General features: G+C 68.0%; 4 protein-coding genes and 1 pseudogene. 3 read left to right on the forward strand and 2 right to left on the reverse strand.

Features of this window, described 5'->3' with window-relative positions; all coding sequences use genetic code 11:
- Positions 1 to 630, reverse strand: a pseudogene (locus tag GAS53_RS54615) (SCO0930 family lipoprotein); the annotation flags it as partial.
- A 229-nt stretch (positions 631 to 859) separates the two neighbouring features.
- Between GAS53_RS54615 and GAS53_RS54620 the strand changes: the two are divergent.
- The 3 genes from GAS53_RS54620 (at position 860) to GAS53_RS57925 (ending at position 3,094) form a co-directional block, all read left to right on the forward strand.
- Positions 860 to 1,618, forward strand: coding sequence for an alpha/beta fold hydrolase (locus GAS53_RS54620; protein ID WP_151485269.1), 759 nt, complete (start codon positions 860 to 862; stop codon positions 1,616 to 1,618).
- A gap of 77 nt (positions 1,619 to 1,695) precedes the next feature.
- Positions 1,696 to 2,889 carry a glycosyltransferase gene (locus GAS53_RS54625; RefSeq protein WP_151485270.1) on the forward strand — a complete coding sequence of 398 codons (1,194 nt, stop codon included), beginning with the start codon at positions 1,696 to 1,698 and terminating at the stop codon, positions 2,887 to 2,889.
- A gap of 76 nt (positions 2,890 to 2,965) precedes the next feature.
- A complete protein-coding gene (locus GAS53_RS57925; RefSeq protein ID WP_263974269.1) occupies positions 2,966 to 3,094 on the forward strand; it encodes a hypothetical protein in 129 nt (42 codons plus the stop codon).
- A 416-nt stretch (positions 3,095 to 3,510) separates the two neighbouring features.
- On the opposite strand, the gene GAS53_RS54630 is transcribed toward GAS53_RS57925, so the two are convergent.
- A partial coding sequence (locus GAS53_RS54630; RefSeq protein ID WP_318724825.1) for a DNA-directed RNA polymerase subunit alpha occupies positions 3,511 to 4,106 on the reverse strand: 596 nt, incomplete at its 5' end.

Raw genomic sequence — 4,106 nt, forward strand, 5'->3', positions numbered from 1 at the left:
GCCCTCCGGGTGGCCGGCCACGGGAAGCGGCCGTCCGGTGGCCGGGGGAGGAGTGGCCCGACGCCCGGCCACGCGTCGCGCTCCGGCGCCGGTGAGCGCGGCCAGCGCGTCCTCGAGCTCCGGGACGCCCTCCTTCGGCAATGAGGCGAACCATGTGCCGTTCACGCCCTCGCCGTTGACCTGTCCCGGCTTCACGTCCTTCGAGTACCGGTACACGGGAATGCCCGCGAGGGTCAGCTGCTTGGTCCCGTCGGAACGGACGAGAGATCCGAGGAGACCCTCATCGAGGCCCTGGGGAAGTGTCACTCCCTCTGCCGGGACCGGAGGCCAGAGCTTCGCGCATTCGGCATCGCAGGCGGACTTGGGCGGCGTCGCCGGCTTGTCCTGCGTGAACCGGTACAGCGTGAAACCCGCGGCGTCCGTGACGATGGGGCCGAGCCGGGGGTCGTTGGCGACCGTGAGCGCCCCCGCGGGCCCCGCCGCGTTTCCGGCCGGTGCGGCCGGACTCGCCGCGGCCGAAGACGACTTGGGTTCGGCACCGGAGCCGCTCTTCGTCCCCGAACCACACGCCGCGCTCAACATGATCGCGGACGAGCTCAATGCCACGGTCGCCATGCGCCAGGTCTTCATGCCACTCACTTCCGTTGTCGCGCTCCCCGCAGGGAGTTTTCGACGCTTCTACGGAACGGGCGGCGATCGGTTCACCCCGATGGCGACCCAAGAGAACCGACCCTTGTTCGCCACAATTCCACATTGCGATGAACCGGTCCGGTGAGGCCGGCGTAGTGCTTTCTGAATCGCTCGCATAACGCCATTCATCCGTGAACTCACCGCACGCACTCTGGGAGAGAGAAATTCCATGACAGCTGTTTTCGTCCACGGGGTACCCGAGACCAGCGATCTGTGGGACCGATTGCGAGCCCGCCTGAGCACCGACTCGGTTGCCCTGCGCCTTCCGGGCTTCGGCGGTGCACCCCGCCCTGATGGACTCAAGTCGACGATGGACGACTACGCGCATTGGCTGGAGGCAGAACTGCGCAAGCTCGACGGACCGGTCGACCTGGTGGGACACGACTGGGGAGCTCTCCTCGTGGCACGTGTCGCCACCGGGTCCACCATCGCTCTGCGCAGCTGGGCCATGGACGCGGCCGGCATCCTCCACCCCGACTACACCTGGCATGACATTGCCCAGCTCTGGCAGACACCGGGCTCGGGGGAGGCCTGGGTGTCGGCCACGCTGGGTGTTTCCGATCCCGGCAACCCTCTCAGCGCCGCCGGTCAGCTCATTTCGGCGGGCGTTCCGGAGGCTGATGCCCGGGTGATGGGCGAGAGCTTTGATGCGTCGATGGCCTCATCCATTCTTGCCCTGTACCGGTCCGCGCTCCCCAATCCGTTCGCACACTGGGGGGACCGGCTGACGTCTCCGACAACGGCCCCGGGTCTGGTCATCCACCCGACGCTCGACCCGTACGACGACGCTGTCACCGCAGCCGCGACGGCCGCCGCCCTTGGAGCGCGTTTCGAACCTCTCGAAGATCTCGGCCACTGGTGGATGCTTCAGGACCCCGGCACAGCGGCCGCTGCTCTGGAGAAGTTCTGGGCAGACCTGGACGCGTGATCCACCCGGTGAGCACCTGTTGTTGCTCACAACCCCTCCGTACTCCGACCCATCCCTTATGCCAACGCGAGGACTTCATGCGCATTCTCTTTTCGGGTACCCCTGCCTTCGGCCACTTGCTGCCCATGCTGCCGCTGGAGAGGGTGGCACGGCGCGCCGGTCATGCGACGGCCATGCTGACGCACTCCTCCATGGCAGAAGCCGTGGCCCCGGCCCCGGTACTGCACGCGGGCCCGACCGTGGAGGCCGTCCTCGCCGAGGTCACCCGCCGTACCGGTGCGGACGCGGGTCAGGACATGTCTCCCGCGACAGCGGCCGAATTCTTCGGGGGCGTCCGCGTCGACCTGGGAGCGGAGGAAGCCGTCGCTCAAGCCCGTGCCTTCGCTCCCGATCTCATCATCGTCGAAACGGCCGACTACCTGGGGCGCTTCGCGGCGGCCGTCCTCGATGTCCCTGTGGTCACGCACGGGGTGGGCATCGCCCTGGAGGAGCAGCTTGCGCAGGCCATGGACGCCGCTGCGGCCACCCGGTTGTCCGCGCTCGAACTAACCCTTCCCGAACCTCGCGCTTCCGTGGACCCGTGGCCCGCATGCCTGCAGCGGGACACCTGGCAGCCGCCTGTGGGGCGCATCGCGATCCGGTCCGAAGCGTACGAATCCGAAGCGTACGAATCCGAGGCGCATGCATCCGAGGCGCATGAATCGGAGCCTCATGTGTCCGAGGCTCAGGAAGGAGGGGACGAAGGCGATGGGGCGAAGGTGGCCTTCCCCGGCCGTGAAAACCTGCCGCGCGTGCTGGTCACCCTGGGCACTTTCCTCGACGAGCCCGAACTCCTTGCCGGGATCGTGGACTCGCTGGCCGGGCCGGAGGTCAATGTCGTTGTCGCGGTCAATCCCTCTGCGCAGACCGACACCGCGCCGATCGAGCGTGCCGGGGTCCGGGTCGTCGGATTCGTTCCCATGCGCCGCCTCCTCGAAGGCGTGGACGTCGTGGTCGCCTCGGGCGGAGCCGGCACCGTACTCGCGGTCCTCGGCTCCGGGATTCCCATGGTGTTGCTTCCCATGGCGCTGGACAAACCGCTGAATGCCGAACGTGCGTCAGCGGTAGGAGCCGCGATGGTGGTGGACAGCCCCGATCAGACCGGCAAGGCGGTGACGAAGGTCCTGAGCGACGAGTCCTTCGCGCACGGCGCGTCCAAGGTGGCTCAGGAGATCGCGGACATGAACTCCGCGGAGACCGTCTTCACCCTGCTGCTGGAGCATGTGAGCTGACCCCGGCAGTCGCCGCGGTCGCCGGAGGGAAGAAGCCCGGATGCGGGTGAGCGCATTCCCTCGTGCGAGGAGCACGTTGCCTCAACTTCCCCCGTTCTGCGTGCCGGCCGGCGATCGCCAGGTCGAGGACCTCGACGAAGTCGTGGATCTCACCCTCGATCCCGACCTGGTCTTCATCATGCTCGTCGCCCTTGTCGGCGGCTGAGAAGCCGGCACTTCTCAGCCGCCGAGGCCAAGCCTGTCCGCGTCCAACAGACCAGGGCGACTCTTCCGTCCTGACCGTCGGGTCGCCGTCGCCGTCGCCGTCACCCGCCCGCCCGGGCGCCGACACGGATCTCGGCCGCCGCCGACCAGCTCTCTCCGCGCAGGCAGGTCTGTGGGTTGTTGCGTCTGGCTTTGCCGCATGCGAGGCCGGAAGCCGGTGACCGGCTTCCGGCCTCGCATGCGGGTTGCTACGTGAAGCGCCGGTGCTGCGCCGCTCTGTCGCCGGCCGCCCTCGCCAGGGTTTGTGCGCGGGCGCGGGCGCGGACCGGCCTAGGTCGCCCAGCGGGCGGGGAACAGCGTGGAGGTTCAGCTGCTCCCCGTACGCGAAGTGTCTCTATGACCGGCGCAGCGCGGCGTTCAGTATTGCTCGGTCTCCACGAAACCCGCGTCCGCGTCGTCGTTCGCGCCAAGGGCTTCCGCGGCGGCGGTCGGGTCGAATCCGGGCGGGGAGTCCTTCAGGCCCAGGCCCATCCCGGCCAGCTTCGCCTTGACCTCGTCGATCGACTTCGCACCGAAGTTACGGATGTCGAGCAGGTCGGCCTCAGAACGCGCCACGAGCTCACCCACGGAGTGGACGCCCTCACGCTTGAGGCAGTTGTACGACCGAACGGTGAGCTCCAGCTCCTCGATCGGCAGTACCAGATCGGCGGCGAGGGCGGCATCCGTCGGGGACGGACCCATGTCGATGCCCTCGGCGTCGATGTTGAGCTCACGGGCCAGCCCGAAGAGCTCGACCAGCGTCTTACCGGCGGAAGCCATCGCGTCACGCGGACGCATGGCCTGCTTGGTCTCGACGTCGACGATCAGCTTGTCGAAGTCGGTGCGCTGCTCGACACGAGTCGCCTCGACCTTGTACGTGACCTTGAGAACCGGCGAGTAGATCGAGTCGACCGGAATACGGCCGATCTCCTGGCCCACCTGCTTGTTCTGCACGGCGGAGACGTAACCGCGGC

This window comes from Streptomyces albicerus (assembly GCF_008905045.1).
In the GTDB taxonomy this organism is placed as follows: Bacteria; Actinomycetota; Actinomycetes; order Streptomycetales; family Streptomycetaceae; genus Streptomyces; species Streptomyces albicerus.